The following is a 17,398-nucleotide window of genomic DNA, read 5'->3' as shown; positions in this document are numbered from 1 at the left end:
GGTGCATCAAGAACAGTAGCGAACCATCGGAGACCCTCGGTAAGCCGGGACCGAATCGGCCATCATAGCCCTTGTGCTTGTGCTCGTCGGTGATCGTCTTCTGGACTTTTTTCCATTCCACCCCGAACGGCGGATTGGCAAGCATGAAGTCGAAACGTTCACCGGCCAGTTGATCATTGGAAAGCGTATTGCCCAGCTTGATCTGATCGATCTCTTGCCCTTTGATCAGCATGTCAGCCTTGCAGATCGCGTAGGACTCAGGATTGAGCTCCTGCCCATGCGGTGAAACGCTCATGCCGCCGCTAACCTGCTGCATGTACTCGTCGCTTTCGGAAAGAAAGCCGCCTGTTCCCGCCGTCGGATCGTAAACGGTTACTATGCCGTCATGAGTGAGCTTGTCATCCTGCCCGGTCAGCACCAGCGAGGTCGTCAGGTGGACGATATCGCGCGGGGTGAAGTGCTCTCCGGCGGTGTCGTTGGAGCTTTCGGCGAACTTGCGAATCAGCTCCTCGAACACCAGCCCCATACCGTAATGAGAAAGTCGCTCGGGGCTCAGGTCGATGGCGGCAAAGCGCTGCACCACTTGATAGAGCAGATCGCCGGCGCCGAGCTGCTGGACGAAGTTCTCGAACTCGAAGTGCTCGAAGATTTCCCGTGCATCCTGACTGAAGGACTGCACATAGCTCAGCAGGTCATCGGCGGTCTGAGTATCGGACAGCGTGCCTAGACTCAGCGGTGATGCGTTAAAGAAGGGTTGTTCAGCCGCACGCAGTAGTAGTTTCTCGCGGACGGGATCGGGCTTTGCCTGGTGAGTGTGCGCCGCTGTCAGCACGGCCTCCTTGGAAGGCTCGAGCACACACTCCAGGCGCCGCAACAGCGTAAACGGTAGGATGATGCGGCCATACTGGGATTGCCGGAAATTGCCGCGCAGCAGGTCCGCCACGGACCAGATAAAGGCCGCCAGCTGAGAATGACTCTCCGTATTCAAGGTGCTTCCCCGCGTTCTTGATGCTGATGTCTTTAGATAGCGTCCATCATAAAGCAGCGTGTACGGGGTAACATCCGTGATTGCCATGACAACCTTGGTACCTCGCCCTTTCCGGGGTACCTGCTGGCGGCTGCAAAATGGCCCTCGCGAGAGCGAGGGCCAATCGGAATGGCAACGAATAGACTATGAACGCCTGACGACTGATTAGGCTTCCAACCGCTGGGCGGTTTTCGGGATAGCCGATTGATCTCGGGTGACGCTCGTCAATACATAGACCAAGGGGCGGTCATCGCTGCCATTGAGGCGAAAGACCACGCCTTCCACACTCGCACCCTGATCGATTGCCCGATGGAGCATTTCAAGCTGCCCTCGCGGCACATAACCCAACTTGCGGCCCTGCGATTCGATGCGGATAGCCAAGCGGTCGTAGGTATTGTCAGGCTCGGGGGCGAATCGGACAGAATCGCCCTCCTTTAGGTGAGAGACGCCGATCTCCGCCTCGTGCCGAAAGCCAGCCACTTCCAGCAGCATCTCGAACGCTGTGGGCGGTTCATCGAAGGGGTGAACCAGCTCGAAGCCATCATTGGGTAATTTAGCGCCCGTGTATCCCAGGAGAGCGAAGTCGCTTATGTCAGCGTCGCGGGAAATCCCACGCAGCTCGAGATAGCGGCCAAAGTCTCGCCGATTACGTGGCGGTAGGCGCCGCATGAAGGCATCAAGAACATGTTGCCGATGCTCTGACCGGTTCAGAGGGAATGCCGGATAGCCTTTAAAGCCCATTCCAATGGCCTCGGCCATCTCCTGTTCATCCACGCCATACTGAAGCCAGACGTCATCGCCATGCTTTATCAACTGGCCCACACAATAGCGAGAGCGGTTCTTACTCTCGCGCGCCTGCCAGTAGAGCAGCAGTCGCCGTGGTTCCACCAGATGTTCAATAAAGCGTGTCATGTCAGTTCTCCAGAGCCTGTAGCAGGCGCTTTCTCCTTTCAAGGGTCAAAAAAGCAACAAATTCAGCGCGTTGCTGCGTAAAGGGGTGTGGGAGATCAAATTGTGTCAGGCTATTTAACATAGCCTTTAGATCATCCTCGCACCATCCATGCAACCGTTCTAGCAATATCGGCCGAATGTGGGGAAAATGCCTACAATACTCAGCAACCCCGGTGATCAGTGGTAAGCGGCGAGGTTCATCCCTGGCCCAACGCATCTGATGCTTGCCTCTGCACAAGTAACCGTCGAGCTCGTTCGGGTCGCGCATCATGCGCTGCATTTTCTGGTGCTGCAACTCATGGCCCAGGCTGGTGCCATTGTCAAAATATGGCGTGAAGCGCGCCCTTGGCCCATTCTCGCTCCAGATCAGCCCCCAGTTCTCCTGATGACGATCAGTGTTACCAATCAAAGCATCGAAGCACAAACACAGCCCCCAGTAGATCCGCCAGTCATGAGTGAGCGTGCCCGTACGTGCCAATGCCTTGCTGAGGGTGAGGATGGTGGATAGGTTGTGCTCACCCCCCTTCTCGCGGTCATAACCGGGAATCAGGCGTTGCATATAATCGCCGCCAGGGACATGGCGCTCCTCTCCACTACCTGGATAACCCATGAACCATTCGTTCACCGTGCCAGGCTCATCGCGGGTCGAATCGATCGCAACGAAGACTGGCGGCAATGTTAGCCCCATCAAGCGACCGATGCGGAAGGCGATCAGCTCGGCCCAATACTGTTCTGGATGACGGGGCTTGCCAGGCTCTTTGGCGCTCTTGATGGCTTCCTTGAACAGATAGTTGTGTCTAGGAATACAAAAGTCGAAGGGGGCTGGATCCGGGCAAACAAGCAGCGACTTATCCCGCGCCCCAACCGGGAAGACCTCGTAATCCTGGTGGATATCCCAGTCCGCAATATCGATAATCTGATCCGGCTTCTGAACTACTCCCTCACGATCGATCATGGCATGCCTTAGCAACCCCAGAAATCAAAAAACCCTCAGCAGCTTCACCGCGGAGCGGATCCACTGATCAGGGTCGTATTACCGATCACTATAGCACCAACCCTCCCAGCCGTTGCTATCTACCCTTCGGTAGCCAACCAATACGCAGACTGATCCACGCAGCCACCCCCTCAAGAAAGATATTCCGAGTAGCTTTCGGCCAGCTTCTGAATGTTCTCGTCCATGTACTGCAAATGCGCTTTCATGGCGCTTTCCGCAGCGTCGGGATCGCGGTTGGCGATGGCGTCGATAATCCGCGTGTGCTCCTCAACGATCGCGGGCACGCGTTCTTCGTTGAGAAACAGCATCCGGACTCGGTTGATATGCAACTGAACGTGGTAAATGATTTGCCACACTGACGGTCGCCCAGCGATGTCGGCAATCTTTTGATGAAGCTCTTCGTCGAGGATTTCGATCTTGTAGTATTGCCCCTGCCGATATACGAGCCGCTGATGCTCGAGGTTATCGTAAAGATCTCGAGCATCGCGGTCGCTGCATTGCACGGCGGCGTCGCGTATCAGGGCGCATTCCAGTACCGAGCGCGTGTAGTGGGCCGCCTTGATGACATCGAGGCGGATGGGCGTCACGAAGGTGCCGCGCTGGGCGAAGATATCGACGAAGCCGTCGTAGCGCAGTCGCATCAGGGCTTCGCGAATCGGCGTGCGGCTGATGCCGAACTCTTCCGACAGCGCTTTTTCATGAATCCTTTCACCGGGTTTCAGTACGGTGGTGATGATCTTGTCGCGTATATCGCTATAAGCACGATCACTCGACGACCGTTCCTGCACCCCTTTCATCATGCTTTTGGCTCCTGGCTGACGCGGCCGATTACGCTCTGTTACCGCCCATCCTACCCTTCCGCCCTATGCGGGGCTAACCGTTTGCGGCGCGCACGCATCGCGTATCAAGGAGCGGTCGAGCTCCTGCAGGTTGCTGCACCCGAGAAGCCCCAGGGTGCGATCCATCTCCTTGTACAGTAAGCCAAGCGCATGATCGACGCCCGCCTGGCCGCCTGCACCGAGTCCGTAGAGTGTCGTGCGGCCGAGCAGAACTGCGTCCGCTCCCAGAAGCACCGCCTTGAGAATATCGCTGCCGCGCCTGAAGCCACCGTCCAGCAAGATAGTGAGTGCGTCGCCGACGGCTGCCCTGACTTCGGGGAGAATCTCCATCGGCGAGACGGAGCTGTCCAGTTGGCGTCCACCATGATTGGACAACACGATGCCGTCGATACCGTATTCCACCGCCGTGCAGGCTTCTTCCACCGACAGGATGCCCTTGATCAGCAAGTTGCCAGACCAGTTATCCCGCAGCCAGCGAATGTCTTCCCAGTTCAGGGAAGGCATCAAGTGCTTGCCTATCTCGGCGGCCGCCCCCTGCACGGAGGAATCCTCGGGCGGCAGGAGGTCCCCCAGGTTCTTGAAGGTCGGCACGCCATGCGGATACAGCACATCCTTCATCCAGCGGGGCCTGCTCAACACATGCAGCTTGTTGCGCCAGTTGAGCACGAAGGGACGCGCGTAATTGCGCGTGTCCCACTCCCGGTTGCCGTAGATGGCGCTGTCCGTCGTCACGACGATGGTGTCGTAGCCCGACGCCCGACAGCGATTGACTAGCTTCTCTACGTAATCATGGTCGCGATAAAAGTAGATCTGCATCCATGGCCGCCCACCGGGGACCTTGGCGATCTCCTCCAGCGGCTCAGTCGAGGCATTGCTCAGCGTGAACGGAATCCCACGGTCCGCCGCAGCACGGGCCAACTTGGAGTCCCCGTCCTGGGTGACCATGCCGTTGAACCCCGTCGGCCCGATCACGACCGGCATGCTCACCCGGTGGCCCAACAGATCTCGGCCGAGATCCCGCTGACTGACATCGGTCAGCGTCTTGGGCGTGAACCGGTAGCGGTTGAAGACGGCCCGGTTGTTCAGCAGGCTGACTTCGTCGTCGGCACCACCATGAATGTATTCATAGACGAAGTTCGGAAGTCGTCGGCGTGCGATCTCGGCAAGCTCCGCGATGCTCAGTGCCTGATCGTAGCGCCGTCCGCGCAGCATACTTCTTTTCATGTCAGCTCCATCATTCAACCGTTGTGCAGAATACTTAAGGGGTAGGTCACGATCTCGGGGAAGAGGATCAGTGCAAACAGGATCGCCACGTACATCAGAAGCATCGGCCATATGCCACGCGAAATATCGATGATGCTGATTCGGCTGATGCTACAGCCCACATAGAGCACCGTGCCGACCGGCGGTGTAATCAAGCCGATGGAGAGGTTGATGATCATCACCACACCGAAGTAGATAGGATCGATACCGACCTGCTCGACCACGGGAATCAGCACGGGGGCGAAAATCAGCACGGCGGGCGTCATGTCCATCACGCAGCCGAACAGCAGCAGTATGACCATGATGATCAAGAGCATCAGCGTCGGACTATCGGTAATGCTCGTAAGCCCTGCTGCGATCTGGGCAGGAACTTGCGCTACCGTGATTGCATACGCCGTGACAATGGCCGCCGAGGCAATCAACATCACGATGGCCGTGGTCTTCGCGGTGTTGGTGAGCACATCGAAAAGCTGTGTTAGGCGAATTTCTCTGTAGAAAAGACTGATAACGAAAGCGTATACCGCTGCGACAACACCTGCCTCGGTCGGTGTAAAAACGCCGCCCCGTAGCCCGACAATGATGATCAGGGGCAACAGCAAGGCCCAGAAGGCACGCTTGAAGCTGTGAAGACGTGCTTGCCAGTTTGCACGCTCGAGCCGCTTGGTATCGGCTTTGCGCGCGACCAGCCACCAGGTGAACGTCATGCCGATCGCCATGATAATCCCGGGCACGATGCCGCCCATGAACAATCCGGTAATCGAGACGCCGCCCACGACCCCGTAAAGAATCAAGGGGATGCTTGGGGGAATCACGGTGCCCACGATGCCGACGGACGCCACCAGCGCGGTCGAGCGTTTCTTCTCGTAGCCTTGCGCCACCATCATGGGAATGAGGATCGAACCCAGCGCTGCGGTATCGGCAACGGCGGAGCCGGATAACCCGGCAAAGATCACACCGGCCACGATGGCGACATAGCCCAGGCCGCCTTTCACATGGCCCACCAGTGACGAGGCAAAGTCGACGATGCGCTTGGAAACACCCCCGGCATTCATGATCTCGCCGGTCAGGATGAAAAAGGGAATGGCCATCAAGGCAAAGCTGTTGGCCCCGGTGATGAAGTGCTCGGCCAGTGTCGTGACATTGAACATGTCCTGGGTCCACATCATCACCACGGCGGAGCTGAGCATGGCAAAGGCGATCGGCATGCCGATCAACATCAACGAGAACAGCACGGCAAGAAAGACGACGACCATCATGACGTGGGTCCCTCATCATGATCATATGCCCATGTGGGGCCATTGCGGCCGGTCAGAACAAAGCTCAACGCTTGGTATGCCATCACTGCAGATATCAGAATGGCCGCGATCATGCCGGCATAGTAGTAATTGTTGATGGGGATATCGGTGGCGGGCCCTGTAATCCCCACATTCAGTTCGATCAGGACCAGAAGCCCTTTGACCACGAGGGTCATTACCGCCACGATCAGGGCCGTCGTCAGCAAGAAAAGCAGCTTCTGAAGCCAGCCGGGAATGTGGCGTACCAGGATATCCACGCCCAGGTGGCTATGTTCGACAACGGCGAGGATGGATCCCAGGAACACGACCCATACGAAGAGGTATCGCGCTACTTCACTGGACCATGTCAACCCGCTATCGAAGGCATAGCGGAGAACGACATTGGTAAAAACGAACCCCACCATCAGCACCAGGGCAACGGCAATGGCTAGCCTTATGGATTTTTTCAAGAAACCGAACAAGGTCGTCATCGACATAAAACCACCCCTTATCCACTCGGTTTGGCCATGCGAACTACTGGAGTTCGCATGGCATATACATGACAAACGTTATGAACCTTCACGCACCATGTTCACCATGTCTTCAGCCCAATCATATTGACTGTAGAAATCGTCATAGATCGGCTGCACTGCTTCTACCATTTCGTCATGAAGCTCTTGGCTCGGTTCTGTCACTTCCAGCCCAGACTCTTCGAGTTCTTTTTTGATCTCTGAAGCGGACTCACGCATTAGCTTCCATTCCAACTCCATGGATTGGCGAGAGGCTTCCTGGATGACGTCTTTCTCGTCATCGCTCAGGTTGTCGTAAAACTGTTGGTTCATCAGGTACACGTTGGGGCTGAACATGTGCCGGCTTTCCAGCACATTGTTCTGCACTTCGTACCACCCTGAGCGATAAAGTGTGGCCAGAGGGTTATCCTGTCCGTCTATCACCCCCTGCTCGAGCGCCGGGTAGACTTCAGACATCCCCATGGTCTGCACGTTGGCGCCTAACGCCTGACCCACTTCCACATACAGTTCCAGGTTGGGCATTCTCAGCTTGAAACCATCGAAGTCGTCCATGCTGTCGATTTTTTCCTTGCTCGAGAAAACACGGAAGCCATTCGCTGTCCACGCCAAGGGCTCTACACCAAGCTCACGAAAATAGGGATCGACCTTCTCACCAACCGGCCCATTAAGCATGGACTGTGCTTGGTCATAGTCTTCGAACAAGAATGGCCACTCAGGAAAGCCGATTTGCGGCTTGGCTGTCTGCAACCCCATTCCAGCAATCGCCATTTCGATGCTGCCGGTTCTTACCCCATTGGTGTATTGCCGCTCATCACCGAGCGAGCTATTCGGATAGATCTTTACTTGCATGTCGGAATGGCTTTCGACATACGGTTTGAATTTTTCGCGGATAGCCACGTTTTGAGGGTGTTCTTCCGCGAAGTAACTCGCGACCTTGATGGTTGCTGTGCTTTGTGCGTAGACATGTCCGGCAAACATGGCCGTTCCCATCAAAGCGGAACCCACCAGAGTGCGGCCTATGATGGCTGAGAGTGAGTATGTCATTTGTTGTGCTCCCCGTTAGCTGATACAGGCGCTGGCATCGAAGGCTCCCTTCAGGAGCCAACTGATATACTAGCATTCACTTTGTATCGCGCCTAGAAAGACTTTTGTCTAAACACGAACGTCTGGCGCTTGTGCTGGCGATGAACGGGGGGTCGAGGCGTGCAGGTCAGGAGGGAGCGATGGCTTCTTCGCGATGGTCTTTCGCAATGATTTTTCGTAATGGTCCTTCACAATGACCACCGGGCTTGGGATCGCCACCTTTACAAGGTACCTTTACGCGCCTTTCGCGCCGTGACACATGGCGCCCCTTCCCTTTACTGCCAGGACTGCATCGATGGACGACTCCCTGCTGGTCAGCCTCCGCCGCTATCGCCCCCGAGAAGGGCGCGATAGTCTCGAGGATTACCTCACCGAGATTTTCGCCTGGCTGCTCCGCAATTCCCGCGAGGTGGCCGATGCCTTTCTCGACACCGTCATGGCGCGCGTGCCGGAGGCGGATCGCATCGATCTGCCCAATGCCGATCAGGACATCACTTGGGACACACAAACGCCCTATCCCGGCGCGCGCCTCGATATGCTCGCCCAGTGGCCGGGCGGCGCACTGCTTTTCGAGCACAAGGTGCATGCGCCGCTCTCGGCCGAGCAGGTGAACAAGTATCGCGAACTGGCGGCGTCGGAGTTTCCCGGCAAGTCCGCGCGGGTGATCGTGGTCTCCGCCAATACCGGTCAGCATCGGCCGGAAGCGCACGGCTGCCTGTGCTGGGAGGACGTGTACAAACTGCTCGAGGCACGCCACGAAACGCTGAGCGACCCGGCGGAGCACTTTCATATCGCCAGCTTCCTGGCCCTGTTACGACACGAGGGGCTGCATCCGGCGGCGCCGATCAGCCATCAGGCGGTGGCGTTCTACCCGGTGGCGTGGCGTTTTCCAGAGCAACTGGCGGATGCTCTGACACCGCTGGCGTACGAGGAATGGCCGCTCGCGGAGCGCTATGAAGGACGCAGCCCCAAGACGCGCTGGGGCCGGCTGGGGTTCGAGCTGATCCCCGCCGGTGGGCCCCTTCACTGGATGCCGGGGCTGTTCGTGGGGGTGATTCTCGACGGGCGCGACCACCTGGTGCAGAACCGGTATACCGACCGGGTGATGCTGAACGTCATTCTCGACTTCTCGGTCAAGCTGCACGACATCTACCCGCAACTACCGAGCTATCGGCGACTCGTACAACAGCTTCGCGAGCGGACGCCTCACCGGGGCTGGCACTTCTACGATCACCTCGAGGAACGCCCGGCCAATCGCCATCATCCTCTGTACCTGGAGACACCCCTGCTCGACGTGCTGCGCGGGACGACCACCATGGAAGAACAGCGCGACGCGATTCGCGGCGCCGTCTGTGATGCGATCGAGCTGCTGCAGCACGATGACGCCCTGAAGACGCTGACCGATGAAGTCCGGCAAAAAGCAGCCTTGTTGACCGAGGTCTGAAGCCAATAATGAGGAAGCGTCAGTCCAGTGACTAGCCATCCGAGTGGCTGACAATCCGACTGGTCGAGGGCTTCCTCACCATCAGCGCCAAGAGAACCGCTCAGGACTTCGCCATTCGGGCGCTACCGACGTCTGCACTGCGTGCTCTCACCAGCCAGAAGCCCACCGCGCCGGCGATGACCAGCATGACGCCGCAACCCGTCGCCAGTAGGTAGGCACCCGTCACCACGTCATCAGCCACACCGAAGCGACCGGCCAGCGCCGCCAGCGAGTCGGCATAATGCCACCACAGAAAGGCTCCCACCGCGACGCCAGTAAGCATGGTTACCACGGCTACCCGGCGGCTGACAGCCGCCCAACTGCGCTCGTTCTCCACCGGACTGCGATGCAGGAAGGCATGGTACTCACTCTCTGCCTGGCTGACGCGGGTCAGCTTGGAGGCGACCACGATCGCCACCAGCGCCACTAGAGTGCTCAGTAACACCGGGTGGAGATAGACGGGTAGCGAGACCCACTCGGCTTGCTCCATCAGCGACAGGATCAAGTTGCCGACGAAGCCAACCCCCAGGCCCCAGCCGGCACCGGCGGCGGTAATCCGACGGCTCCAGATGCTCATCAGCGCCACCGGCCCCCAGGAGGAGGCGAACAGCGTCGCGGCGAACCACACCACTGCCATCACCGCCGGCGGTTGGAAGAGCGCCAGCAGCAGCGCCACCAGCCCGGCCCCCAGCACACCGATACGGCTCGCCCGCATCGCGCTGCGCTCGTTGCGCGAAGAAGGCAGGATATCGTGGGCAAGGCTGAAGCCGATGATCGACAGAAAGGTCGAGCAGGAAGAGAGACCAGCGGCAAACACCCCGGTGAGGATGATCACACCGAGCCAGCTCGGCAGCACGTTGAGCGCTGCCCACACCATGGCACGCTCGTCGTCGAGCGTCGGGTCGTAGAGGTTGATCGCCGCGCCGGTCATCATCATCAGCGCGTAGAAGATCGCCAGCACCACGGCGGTGAGCATCGCCGAACGCATCACGACGTGTTCGTTGCGCGCCATCAGATAGCGGCTCGCCTGCCAGGGGCTTGCCGCCAGCACCGTGGCCCATACCAGCCCCAGCGTCAGCCCCCAGATGAGCGCCTCGCCTGGCGAAGAGAAGGTCGCTCCCTCGCCTTCGATCACGCCATGCCACAGTGCGATATCGGGCTTGTCGGACTGCGCCAGCAAGCCCTCGATCACCCCCGACCAGCCGCCGAGATCGCTGATGATATAGAGCGAGCCGCCCACCGCGGCGACAGCGAAAATCACAAACATCACGGTGTCGGTTAGCACCACGCCCTGGGAACCGGAGTACAGAATGAAGCCCGTGTAGGTGAGCCACACCAGTACCAACCCGGTCCAGTAAGGCAGCCCGGTGAGTTCCTCGAACATGATGCCGGCGCCCTGCATCACGCCCAGCAGGTAGGCACCCAGGCCAAAGACGGTGGTGAGCCCGGCGATCATCTGCACGCGCTTCGAAGCGAAGCGCTTGCCGAAGAACTCCGGCACTGTCAGCGCCTCGCTACGACGCAGGTAGCGACCGAACACCAGCGCGCCGAGTAGACAGCCCGAGGTGCTGATAGCGGCAAAGATCAGCATGACAAAGGGATAGCCATCGTAGGCGAAACCGGTCTCGCCCAGAAAGGCACTGGTACTCAGGTAGCTGGCGACCAAGGTGCCGAGGATCATCAGCGTGGGAGCGTTACGCCCAGCGACCAAGTAGTCGTCGAGATCCTTGACCCGGCGGCCGGCCAGGTTGCCGATAATGAAGTAGCCGATGAGGCTCAGCACGATGGCAGCGGTATAGACCATGGCGAATCACACTTGTTGTTGAAATTCGCAGCCATGGTAAGTACCTACATACGGATCATTGTCTTCTCTGCGACATCCAACTCAATCAACGCGACTCGCCCTTCTTTCCGCGTCATCACCGGCCATGGAAAGGCTCTTTCATACCTATCCCATCACAGCTATCAATGGCGATTTCCGGAATACCTTTACGCGCCCCACGAGCCGTTACCCGTGGCCACCTTCACGTTACTCTCAGATTATATTGACGGTCAGCATGCGCTGCGGTTTGAGATGAAACGCCGGCGGCGGCACCGATCCGAAGCTGGCGGCCCATGATCAGACCGCTCAGCGGATGCCTGTTAGCCAGGGCGCTAAGGCCAAGCGAACACAGAAAACCGACGATGCCGAGTAGCAGGGTGTAGCCGATCAATCCGAAGTCCAATTTTTGACTGATGACCTCGAAGATACCGAAAAATATCGGATGAGACAGGTAGATGCCGAATGAGTGCCGGTTGATCATCCTCACGAATGCGGGCGCCCCTCGTCCCTTGAACAGTCGCATCGTTACGCCGATGAACAGCAGGAAAAGAGGCATGACCCAAGCTTCTTTCGAGGAAAGTTCGATATCGGTCATGAGGACCACGCCGATCATCACCATGAAAGAGACGGCCAGCAACGCTGCTTGTCCTCGCAGACCCAGCCCACTATCCAGCCTATCGTAGTAGTATTGGCGGGCAACACGAATGGCGAAAAAGAAGATGTATAACCAACCGATGGGAATTACCCAGAGCAGATACCCCGGCAATGTAATGTCCAGAGCCGTTGTACTGCCCCAATAAAGCATGCTTATCAGCGTGCCGATCATCACGCCGACGGTCGCATTGAGATAACGCCCCAGGTCATAGCGCATATAACACCAGTAGAACGCATAGAACTGGATGGCGATCAGCAGGAAATAGCCGTGCCAGTCACAGTAGATCAGATAATTGACGAGTAGCTGGCCATAGCCTGGATCCAGAGAATGCCCCTCCGCAAGGCAGTACTCGGATACCGAATAGATAATCGCATACGTAATATACGGTATCAGTAGGTACTTGACCCGTTGCCTGAGAAAGCCTGCGGGGATGGTCTTACCGTAGCGTATCGTGAACAGGAAAATGGAAATGAAGATGAACGTCGGCGTTCCCAGTACAGTGGATAAACGCGTCAGGTCGAGATAGACGTTATCGGCATACTGGTTGACCCGATCAAGCAGGTGGTAGAGGAAAACGGCAAGGCACCCATAGAACCGCAGCCAATAGATTTCGAAGATTTGTTTCATGCCACCTAGGCGCCTTTACAGCGTTTCATCTCATCGGGATTGCTCGAGTGCGTCGGGTTTCGCATCACGGCATGCCACCGCCGCCAATGAGACAAGGATGTCGGCAAAAGATTCCAGGACTTACCGGTTGCAGCGATGTTCTGACTCCAGGGAGGGCATACGCAACATCAATGGTTAGCAAGCAGCACGAGGCAGCCTCATTGGCCAAGGCATGAACCCCATAACGTGGGAGCGTCGACCGGCACCTAGGATCTTGGCGCCGGGCGACACTCCCACGGGTTGAGTATATCGATGCCACGCGACTCGAAGTCCTTCACAAAGCACCTGCTCGAAAGAGGGCATGATTAAGGTATTGCGTGAAATGACCACCATGGGAGGAGCAGCGCGAGGCGATTCGCCGCGCCATTTTGAGGCGATCGGGTTGCTACAACACGACAACGCCCTGAAGACGCTCACTCAAGGGGTCACGCACCAAGCAGCCTTATTGACCGAGACTCGAAGCCGATAGCGAGGAAGCGTATGTCGATGATCGTGAATCTACACACTTGGAGAGAAATCAGTCCAGTGCCGGGCCGCCGGGCGACTGGCGATCAACCTGATCAGGGGCATCGTCACCAACCAGCACAGGCTTATCGCCCTGCCAAATAACAGCATAGTGGCCCAAGCGCTGCTTGCGCTCCAAGGTCTCCGACACAGCAGCACGGAGGCTATCCAACATTTCCTGAGTATCAGGTGTGAGCTGAGTCATGATTGTGCCCCCTGATGGAAATCATGATTGAGATTCTATGGCGGGAGGGAGTGGCTAGTGGCAGCCTTTGAGTGTCGCGCTAGATGTGAGGGAGGGGTATTGGAAATGGTGGGCCCAGGCGGACTCGAACCGCCGACCAAGGGATTATGAGTCCCCTGCTCTAACCAACTGAGCTATAGGCCCTGACGCAACGGGGCAGTATCATAGCGGATGCCGATAAACGAGACTAGGGGGGATTGTCCCCTGGAGTGTAATTCCATCCCATGGAGGGTGTGGCGATGTATCAAATGAAGCAAATGGCGCGTCGTATTGCCTGGGCAGCGGCGTTGGGCGTGGTCACGCTGCCATGCGTGGCGCAGGCGGATTGGCAGCTCGATCCGGAGAAATCACGCGTCGAGGCGACGATCACCGAGATCACCTCGTCCGGCTCAGAGGTGGCGCATCAGCACGCGCTGAAGCGCATGAACGGGCATATCGCCGCGGATGGAACGCTACGCTTGCCGGTGCGGCTCAACCAGACCGACATCCTCGATCAGTTGGGCGAGCTGCCACCGTGGATGGCGAGCCTGTCGGATACCGAGCTGACCACGGTGGTCACACAGCTCGATCCCCAAGTGCTCGATGACCTGCCCGTAGGTGAGTCCCGTACCGAGACGCTGATGCTCAGCGTGAAGGATGGCGATGCGTCGCAGCAGGAGCCGCTAAAGGTGCGCTTCACGCGTGAGAGCGAACGCGAGATTCGTGTACGCAATGCCGAATCGGTGTCGCTGGATGGCCGTGCGATCATGCAGAACCAGACCGCGCGCACCGTGCTCGGGCTGCTCGGCTATCAGCAGATCGACGACGAGGTGCCGGTCGAGCTGGATGCCGTATTGGTGGACCGCTAAGCGATGCCCGCGGTATGCGATCTCCCCGCCGGTTGTCAGGGCTGGCAAACCCAGTGGCCTTGGCCGCGCCCGCTCGCTGGCGTCGCCTGGCGCGGGGTGGATTTCACGGCGCCCTCGGTGTGCGAAGCGGACTTTGCCACCCGAGGCATCGCATTACCGCCACAACTGGCCACGGCAATCGCCAAGCGCCGGGGCGAATTTCTGGCAGGGCGTCTATGCGCCCGCGAGGCCCTGTACGCTGCCACAGGGTGTGGTGTGGTGCCGGGCATCGCGGCCGATCGTGCGCCTTGCTGGCCCGAAGGCACGCTAGGAAGCATCACCCATAGCGACGGTTTCGCCGCCGCCCTAGCGGCGCCGCGTGGTGCCTGGCAAGGGCTGGGGCTCGATGCGGAAACGCTATTGAGCCCCGTGCGCGCCGAACGCCTCGCGCCACAGATTCTTACCCCGGAAGAACGTGCCTGGCGTGATAGTCTCGACCGCGACGCCCAGGCGCTGTTCACCACCCTGGCATTTTCCAGCAAGGAGAGCCTCTTCAAGGCGTTATATCCCTTGATCGGCGTGCGCTTCTACTTTCAAGATGCCGCGCTCGTCGAGTGGCGTCCCGCCACGGGGCATATAACGCTGCAATTGCGTCGCTCCCTCTGCGACGGCTGGGCGGCGGGCGCGATGCTCGAGGGTCAGTACACCGAGACAGCCTCACGCCTGCTGAGTCTCGTGGCCATTCCTTCGAACTCAATCCGTTAATCACTGGGCAGCTCGTCGCGTCTGGTTTCACTGCCACCTACCTCCTTCTTCCTCTCTTCTGCTTCTCCAGCTTCTGGCTCCTGGCTTTCTACTTCCTGTCTCTTAGCTTTTACTCTCACACAATAATCTAAATAATAATCGTTGTTATTGAGTTTTAATTCTCACTCTGTACCCTAGGGCGCGCTTGAAAATAACGCTCAATATCAAGGGGATACTAATGAAAAAGACACTTACCTTCGGCCTCATCGCAGCGGCCGGCGGCTCAGTGTTGCCTGCTCAGGCACAGGACACGCAAGACACCATGGTGGTGATCGGCGCGCGTACACCCACGGAGATCAGCCAGATCCCCGGCGCGGCATGGGTGGTGGATGAAGCGCAGCTCCAGCAGCAACTAAACGCGGGGCAGTCCTTGAAATCGGCCTTGGGGCGGCTGATTCCTGGCTTCGACTTCGGTTCGAGCACCAATCGCACCAACTATGCACAGAACTTCCGCGGACGCGATGCGCTGGTGATGATCAATGGCGTATCGCTGAACAGCTCACGCAGCCTGTCGCGGCAGTTCGATTCCATCGACCCGTTCAATATCACGCGCGTCGAGGTGCTTTCCGGCGCCAGCAGTCTGTATGGCGGCGGCGCCACCGGTGGCATCATCAATATCGTTACCAAGAAAGGCGAGGAAGGTCTCAACTTCGAGAGCGAGCTGGGCGTGACCAGCGGCTTCAACGATTCGGACGATCTCACCAAACGGGCGGCGCAATCCATCTCGGGCGGCAACGAACGCGTGAAGGGGCGCCTGGCCATCGCGGTGCAAGAGAATGGCTCCTTCTACGATGCCGATGGCGAGATCATCAAGCCCGACATCGCTCAATCGGGCCTGCAGGAAAACCGCTCCGTCGATCTCATGGGCAATCTCGCCGTCAAGATCAGTGAGAGTGAACGGCTCGATGTCACGGCCCAGTATTACGATTCGGCCTATGCGGGTGACAAGGGGCTTTATTACCCGAATTACGATAGTGGCGCGACGTATTCGGAGAAAATCCAGGGTAGCGAGGTCCGCGATGGCTACGACTCGGATGTCGATCCCGAAACCGAGCGCCTGTATCTCAACGCCAACTATCATCACCGCGCGCTATTGGGTCAGGAGTTCTACTTTCAGGCCTATCATCGCGAGGAATCCTCGGTCTTCAATCCGTTTCCCGGGGCAAGCACCTTTACAGTCTCGGAGCAGAACACCGATTTGACCGGCGCCAAGGCGGCGTTCACCGCGCAGCTCAGCAAGCCGTTGAGCGTGACCTACGGGCTCGATCTCTCCCGGGAGGAGTTCGATTCCAAACGTTACACGCTGGCACCTTCCGACGGCGGGCTGGAGCTCGACCAGACCGACGTGCTCGATCCGTATTACCCGTCGTTCCAGGCCGATACCCTGGCCGCGTTCGCCCAGGCGGATTATCAGCTCACCCGGAACCTGCAACTCTCCGGTGGTGCGCGTTTCGAGCAAACCGATGTCGAGGTCGACCCGCAGAGCGGCAACGACGGCGGTTCCAACAGCTACGATGTCTCGCTGTTCAATCTCAAGGCGCTTTACGACTTCCACAACGGCCACCAGACCTGGCTGTCGTACACTCAGGGCTTCGAGATTCCCGATATCGCCAAGGCCTATCGCGGAGTCAGTTTCGACATCTCGGACAATCCCGTGGACGGCATCAAGACCCAGCAGCTCGAGACCGGCTGGCGCTTCAACGGTGGCAACTGGCAGACACAGGTCGCCGCCTACTATAGCTGGTCGGACAAGGCGATCGATTACCTCTACAGCAACGACGGCAATCTCGAGATCGGCGTCACCACCATCGACAAGGACGTCAGAACCTACGGTGTGGAAGGCAAGGTCGAGCGCTTCTTCGGTCAAAACTGGACGCTGGGTTCGACGTTCAACGCCGTGAAGTCCGAGGAGAAGATCGGCGGCGAGTGGCAAGACGCCAGCATCACCGATGCCAGCATGCCCAAGGCGACCCTCTACGGCGAATGGTCGGACATCGATACCCGCGCCCGTCTCCAGGTCAATCGCACCTTCGATCTCGACGATGCCTCCGGCAATGAGCTCGACGGCTTTACCACGGTCGACGCCACGGCCAGCCAGGATACGGCCTTCGGCACCGTCAGCCTGGGCATCGAAAACCTGCTCGATGAAGACTACGTGACGATCTGGGGCCAGCGTGCCGCCGTGTTCTATGAAGCCTATGGCGCCCAGTCGCTGTGGGATCTCAAGGGCCGTGGGCGCACCTATACATTGAGCTGGTCACACAGTTACTGATAACTACACCCACCTTTGCATAGCCAGCGCCATGTAACGCCCGTTATTGAGACGGGCGTTGCCTCCCCCCTCGCCTTTCTCTTCGCCTCCCCCTGAGACGATACCGCCTCGAGATTTTTGATAACCGTTCTTATTTGAATTACGATTGCGCTCTAAGATT

General features: G+C 58.3%; 15 protein-coding genes and 1 tRNA gene. 4 read left to right on the top strand and 12 right to left on the bottom strand.

Annotated elements, in window-relative coordinates; all coding sequences use genetic code 11:
* The 8 genes from L1071_RS02995 to L1071_RS02960 form a co-directional block, all read right to left on the bottom strand.
* Positions 1 to 988: type I restriction-modification system subunit M (locus tag L1071_RS02995; protein WP_246968486.1), on the bottom strand; the 988-nt coding region annotated here is incomplete at its 3' end.
* A 204-nt stretch (positions 989 to 1,192) separates the two neighbouring features.
* The gene (locus L1071_RS02990; protein ID WP_246968483.1) at positions 1,193 to 1,939 is read right to left on the bottom strand and encodes an HIRAN domain-containing protein; all 747 of its coding nucleotides are present in this window, start codon (positions 1,937 to 1,939) and stop codon (positions 1,193 to 1,195) included.
* A 1-nt stretch (position 1,940) separates the two neighbouring features.
* Positions 1,941 to 2,933 (bottom strand): HipA domain-containing protein, encoded by a 993-nt coding sequence (locus tag L1071_RS02985; RefSeq protein WP_246968480.1) that lies wholly within the window; start codon positions 2,931 to 2,933, stop codon positions 1,941 to 1,943.
* A gap of 170 nt (positions 2,934 to 3,103) precedes the next feature.
* Positions 3,104 to 3,772: a GntR family transcriptional regulator gene (locus L1071_RS02980; RefSeq protein ID WP_246968477.1), complete on the bottom strand. Its 669-nt coding sequence runs from the start codon at positions 3,770 to 3,772 to the stop codon at positions 3,104 to 3,106.
* 63 nt (positions 3,773 to 3,835) lie between these two features.
* Positions 3,836 to 5,035, bottom strand: coding sequence for an alpha-hydroxy acid oxidase (locus tag L1071_RS02975; RefSeq protein WP_246968474.1), 1,200 nt, complete (start codon positions 5,033 to 5,035; stop codon positions 3,836 to 3,838).
* A 14-nt stretch (positions 5,036 to 5,049) separates the two neighbouring features.
* Complete coding sequence (locus L1071_RS02970; RefSeq protein WP_246968471.1) at positions 5,050 to 6,330, bottom strand: TRAP transporter large permease; 1,281 nt, start codon at positions 6,328 to 6,330, stop codon at positions 5,050 to 5,052.
* Complete coding sequence (locus L1071_RS02965; protein WP_246968468.1) at positions 6,327 to 6,845, bottom strand: TRAP transporter small permease; 519 nt, start codon at positions 6,843 to 6,845, stop codon at positions 6,327 to 6,329. The genes L1071_RS02970 and L1071_RS02965 overlap by 4 nt, the downstream gene beginning before the upstream one ends.
* Before the next feature lie 72 nt (positions 6,846 to 6,917).
* Positions 6,918 to 7,922 carry a TRAP transporter substrate-binding protein gene (locus tag L1071_RS02960; RefSeq protein ID WP_246968465.1) on the bottom strand — a complete coding sequence of 335 codons (1,005 nt, stop codon included), beginning with the start codon at positions 7,920 to 7,922 and terminating at the stop codon, positions 6,918 to 6,920.
* Between the two features lie 334 nt (positions 7,923 to 8,256).
* Here L1071_RS02960 and L1071_RS02955 point away from each other — a divergent pair, with 334 nt between their 5' ends.
* A complete protein-coding gene (locus L1071_RS02955) occupies positions 8,257 to 9,405 on the top strand; it encodes a PD-(D/E)XK nuclease family protein (protein ID WP_246968463.1) in 1,149 nt (382 codons plus the stop codon).
* Between the two features lie 100 nt (positions 9,406 to 9,505).
* Here L1071_RS02955 and L1071_RS02950 read toward each other — a convergent pair whose 3' ends face one another.
* The 4 genes from L1071_RS02950 to L1071_RS02935 all read right to left on the bottom strand — a co-directional run bounded on the left by L1071_RS02950 (position 9,506) and on the right by L1071_RS02935 (position 13,479).
* Positions 9,506 to 11,248, bottom strand: coding sequence for a sodium:solute symporter family protein (locus L1071_RS02950; protein ID WP_246968462.1), 1,743 nt, complete (start codon positions 11,246 to 11,248; stop codon positions 9,506 to 9,508).
* 220 nt (positions 11,249 to 11,468) lie between these two features.
* Positions 11,469 to 12,548 (bottom strand): acyltransferase family protein, encoded by a 1,080-nt coding sequence (locus L1071_RS02945; protein WP_246968460.1) that lies wholly within the window; start codon positions 12,546 to 12,548, stop codon positions 11,469 to 11,471.
* Between the two features lie 556 nt (positions 12,549 to 13,104).
* On the bottom strand, positions 13,105 to 13,296 hold the full coding sequence (locus L1071_RS02940) for a hypothetical protein (RefSeq protein WP_246968458.1): 192 nt from the start codon (positions 13,294 to 13,296) through the stop codon (positions 13,105 to 13,107).
* A gap of 106 nt (positions 13,297 to 13,402) precedes the next feature.
* Positions 13,403 to 13,479, bottom strand: a tRNA-Ile gene (locus L1071_RS02935).
* Between the two features lie 95 nt (positions 13,480 to 13,574).
* Here L1071_RS02935 and L1071_RS02930 point away from each other — a divergent pair.
* The 3 genes from L1071_RS02930 (at position 13,575) to L1071_RS02920 (ending at position 17,238) form a co-directional block, all read left to right on the top strand.
* Positions 13,575 to 14,183, top strand: coding sequence for a hypothetical protein (locus L1071_RS02930; protein WP_246968456.1), 609 nt, complete (start codon positions 13,575 to 13,577; stop codon positions 14,181 to 14,183).
* 3 nt (positions 14,184 to 14,186) lie between these two features.
* Positions 14,187 to 14,927, top strand: a complete 741-nt coding sequence (locus L1071_RS02925; RefSeq protein ID WP_246968454.1) for a 4'-phosphopantetheinyl transferase family protein — start codon at positions 14,187 to 14,189, stop codon at positions 14,925 to 14,927.
* A 217-nt stretch (positions 14,928 to 15,144) separates the two neighbouring features.
* Positions 15,145 to 17,238, top strand: coding sequence for a TonB-dependent receptor (locus L1071_RS02920; RefSeq protein ID WP_246968452.1), 2,094 nt, complete (start codon positions 15,145 to 15,147; stop codon positions 17,236 to 17,238).
* Positions 17,239 to 17,398: the final 160 nt, after the last annotated feature.

Source organism: Chromohalobacter sarecensis, from assembly GCF_023061135.1.
GTDB classification, from domain to species: domain Bacteria; phylum Pseudomonadota; class Gammaproteobacteria; order Pseudomonadales; family Halomonadaceae; genus Chromohalobacter; species Chromohalobacter sarecensis.
The sequence above is the reverse complement of the archived record's forward strand: the minus strand, read 5'-3'. Positions and strand labels throughout refer to the sequence as shown.

Bases quoted from the DNA above. Each gene is read 5' to 3' on its own strand.
- L1071_RS02990 (WP_246968483.1), bottom strand. From the start codon at position 1,939: ATGACACGCTTTATTGAACATCTGGTGGAACCACGGCGACTGCTGCTC.
- L1071_RS02985 (WP_246968480.1), bottom strand. From the start codon at position 2,933: ATGATCGATCGTGAGGGAGTAGTTCAGAAGCCGGATCAGATTATCGAT.
- L1071_RS02980 (WP_246968477.1), bottom strand. From the start codon at position 3,772: ATGATGAAAGGGGTGCAGGAACGGTCGTCGAGTGATCGTGCTTATAGC.
- L1071_RS02975 (WP_246968474.1), bottom strand. From the start codon at position 5,035: ATGAAAAGAAGTATGCTGCGCGGACGGCGCTACGATCAGGCACTGAGC.
- L1071_RS02970 (WP_246968471.1), bottom strand. From the start codon at position 6,330: ATGATGGTCGTCGTCTTTCTTGCCGTGCTGTTCTCGTTGATGTTGATC.
- L1071_RS02965 (WP_246968468.1), bottom strand. From the start codon at position 6,845: ATGTCGATGACGACCTTGTTCGGTTTCTTGAAAAAATCCATAAGGCTA.
- L1071_RS02960 (WP_246968465.1), bottom strand. From the start codon at position 7,922: ATGACATACTCACTCTCAGCCATCATAGGCCGCACTCTGGTGGGTTCC.
- L1071_RS02955 (WP_246968463.1), top strand. From the start codon at position 8,257: ATGGACGACTCCCTGCTGGTCAGCCTCCGCCGCTATCGCCCCCGAGAA.
- L1071_RS02950 (WP_246968462.1), bottom strand. From the start codon at position 11,248: ATGGTCTATACCGCTGCCATCGTGCTGAGCCTCATCGGCTACTTCATT.
- L1071_RS02945 (WP_246968460.1), bottom strand. From the start codon at position 12,548: ATGAAACAAATCTTCGAAATCTATTGGCTGCGGTTCTATGGGTGCCTT.
- L1071_RS02940 (WP_246968458.1), bottom strand. From the start codon at position 13,296: ATGACTCAGCTCACACCTGATACTCAGGAAATGTTGGATAGCCTCCGT.
- L1071_RS02930 (WP_246968456.1), top strand. From the start codon at position 13,575: ATGTATCAAATGAAGCAAATGGCGCGTCGTATTGCCTGGGCAGCGGCG.
- L1071_RS02925 (WP_246968454.1), top strand. From the start codon at position 14,187: ATGCCCGCGGTATGCGATCTCCCCGCCGGTTGTCAGGGCTGGCAAACC.
- L1071_RS02920 (WP_246968452.1), top strand. From the start codon at position 15,145: ATGAAAAAGACACTTACCTTCGGCCTCATCGCAGCGGCCGGCGGCTCA.